Source organism: Clostridium sp. UBA5119, assembly GCF_002414285.1.
Lineage (GTDB): Bacteria > Bacillota > Clostridia > Clostridiales > Clostridiaceae > Clostridium_J > Clostridium_J sulfidigenes.
The window spans coordinates 1-2,793 of sequence record NZ_DHYX01000004.1 but is presented as its reverse complement, the minus strand read 5'-3'; the positions used below and the strand labels follow the sequence as shown (position 1 = coordinate 2,793).

3 protein-coding genes are annotated in these 2,793 nt (G+C 26.0%); 1 reads left to right on the top strand and 2 read right to left on the bottom strand.

Annotated elements, in window-relative coordinates:
- The first annotated feature begins 233 nt into the window (after positions 1-233).
- On the top strand, positions 234-980 hold the full coding sequence (locus tag B2671_RS00175) for a hypothetical protein (RefSeq protein WP_346868582.1): 747 nt from the start codon (positions 234-236) through the stop codon (positions 978-980).
- Between the two features lie 41 nt (positions 981-1,021).
- Here B2671_RS00175 and B2671_RS00170 read toward each other — a convergent pair whose 3' ends face one another.
- Positions 1,022-2,125, bottom strand: coding sequence for a mechanosensitive ion channel family protein (locus B2671_RS00170; RefSeq protein ID WP_346868581.1), 1,104 nt, complete (start codon positions 2,123-2,125; stop codon positions 1,022-1,024).
- A 38-nt stretch (positions 2,126-2,163) separates the two neighbouring features.
- Complete coding sequence (locus B2671_RS00165) at positions 2,164-2,679, bottom strand: GNAT family protein (RefSeq protein ID WP_346868580.1); 516 nt, start codon at positions 2,677-2,679, stop codon at positions 2,164-2,166.
- Positions 2,680-2,793 lie beyond the last annotated feature (114 nt).

The window sequence follows — 2,793 nt, the reverse complement described above, 5'->3', positions numbered from 1 at the left end:
TCCTAATGTTGATACACTAGGATTTGTTTATTTAATCTATTAATTGTATTTATACATTTATATCATTCATTTACTTATATTGTTTATTGGTATAAGTATAAATGAATAATTACAATTGTCTAAAATTAATTACCTCTTACCTTTTTAAAAAATATATAAGTTGAATATTTTTTTTTTTTTTGGACAGATTATAATTATTAATAAAAATTTTGGGAAATATGGTGATTAAATTTATGAAGAAGAAAGAAAAAAGTTTTATTCCTCTAGTTGTTATATTTATATTAGTATTACAACTTATTAATTTATCAACCACAGAGCAATGGCAAAATACAGCTAATAAAAATACAAAATTAATCAATAGTGACATAAAATCAATAAATACTCTATCTATAACTTATAGAGTTAATAACTCTAATACATTAAACACTGAACTTTCAAAATATAATTCTGAATATAATTCTTATTCTATACAAAAGTCTCAGCAAAAATATAAAAATTTGTATCATAATAATCAAGTAAGTGAAGAAGCGATAAACCAAACTATGCATTTACCTGATTGGTTTAAATATAAAGTTATAGATGAAAACTTACTAAAATCTTATTTAGCTAGTAAATCTTCTATACTTAAGGATGAACCTTATCTTTCATCCATAATAGAAGTTAGTAGAGATTTTAATATTAATCCTATACTGCTATTTGCTATTACAGGTCAAGAACAAAGTTTTGTTCCTCAAGATCATGTAAGTGCTACTAAAATAGCTAACAATCCTTATAATGTATTTTGTAGCTGGCAAAGTTATAATACTGATATTGTAGATGCATCAGAAATTGCTTGTCGTACAATTATAAATCTATCTAAGGATAGACCTGATAGTGTCGATCCTTTAGTATGGATTAATAGAAAGTATTCTGCTGATCAAAATTGGCATTATGGTGTAAGAAGTTTATACAACGAAATTATTGACTTTATAAATGAGTAATAAAAGGTTTAGGTAATTCAAATAAGAACTACCTAAACCTTTTATTTATTTTCTATATACACACTTTTTGTTGGAAAAGCAATACTTACTTCTTCATTACTTAGAATTTTCATTATATTATAATTTATATCTTCTTTAATTTCCATATATTCATTGAATTCAACTCTATTTATAAAAAAATACATACTTATGTCTAAACTACTTTCATTAAATGTACTAAAGCTAACATGAATGCTCTCACTATCTACTCCATCATGATTCTTTAGCATATCTTTTATGCTACTAACACACCTTTGAAGCTGCTCAGTAGCTGTATCATAGGTTACTCCTATATTCATAGTTACTCTTCTTAACTCTCTCTTGTTAAAGTTCAAAATTGAATCATTTACTAGTAATGAGTTAGGAACTGTTATTAACACTTTATCAAAAGTTCTTACTCTTGTACTTCTAAAACTAATATCTTCTACTATTCCCTCTATATCCTTACACTTAATCCAATCACCTATTGTAAAAGGATTATCCATAAATATTATGACACCTGACATCATATTCGCTGCGAAATCTTTTGCTGCCAAAGCTATTACAACTCCCCCTAAACCTATTCCTGTTATAAAAGCATTTACATCTAGACCCCAAATATTTGCTACTTGTATAATTGCAAAAGCTATAATTAAATACTTTATTCCTTTAGCCATCATAGGTATTAATACAGTATTCACTTTTATATCATATTTATCTGTAGCTCTAAATAAAAAATCATCTGAATTATTAGTAATGTTAATTAATCCATTAGCAAATAATACTATAATTGATGTCCCTAATAATTTATTAATTATACTGCTAATATTCCATCCCATTGATGAATTTAGTATACTCATAAATATGTATACACCTATTACTATAAATGCCATTTTTATAGGTTTTTCAAATGCACTCAATATTTTTCTAGCACTTTTAATCTTTAAAGCTTTAAATATACCATCTAATATCTTTATAATATATTTAGCAAATATATTTCTTAGGAACATTAGCAATACGAATATTCCTACTCCTATTGCAATTGACTTCCACACTTCAAAAAATTTACTATTTAATATAATCTGTACATATTTATTCGTTAATATCTCTACTTGAGCTATTACCATTTATCTTTCCTCCTATATAAAAACTTAATTTTCATTATTTATTCCTTTACAATTCCAAAAACAAAAACATCAACATATTCTTTTCCATCATAGTATGCTTGTCTTCTTGTTCCTTCATGAAGGAAACCTACTGACCTTAATGTGCCTTGACTAGGATAGTTAAACATTAACACCTCTGCATCAATTCTATGAGTTCCAATACTAAATAAATAGTCTATAATTAATTTTAATCCTTCCTTAGCATATCCCTCTTGCCTACGACTTCCTAATCCAAATCTAAGCCAAGCCATTTCTTTATTTTCATCTAACCAATTTATTCTTATGTATCCTATAGGCTCATTATTATCTTTTAATTCAATAATTAAGTATAATTCTTCTCCTTCTTCTATGCTAAGCTTAATGTCTTGAAATTGGTTTTCATAACTTATATTTGTATTTAATCCCACGGACATTTTTCTCATCACTATTTCATCTTTCCATTTAGCAACTAATTTAGCATCATCTAATTCTATATTTCTTAAATAAATTCGTTGTCCTTTACATATATTATACATTCTCTACCCTCCATACCAAAATGCTACTTCTCATATTATTATAAATTAAATTTATTATTTTATATATAAAAAAAGCACTTCATTATGAAGTGCTTTTGGTGGCTCACCGGGGGA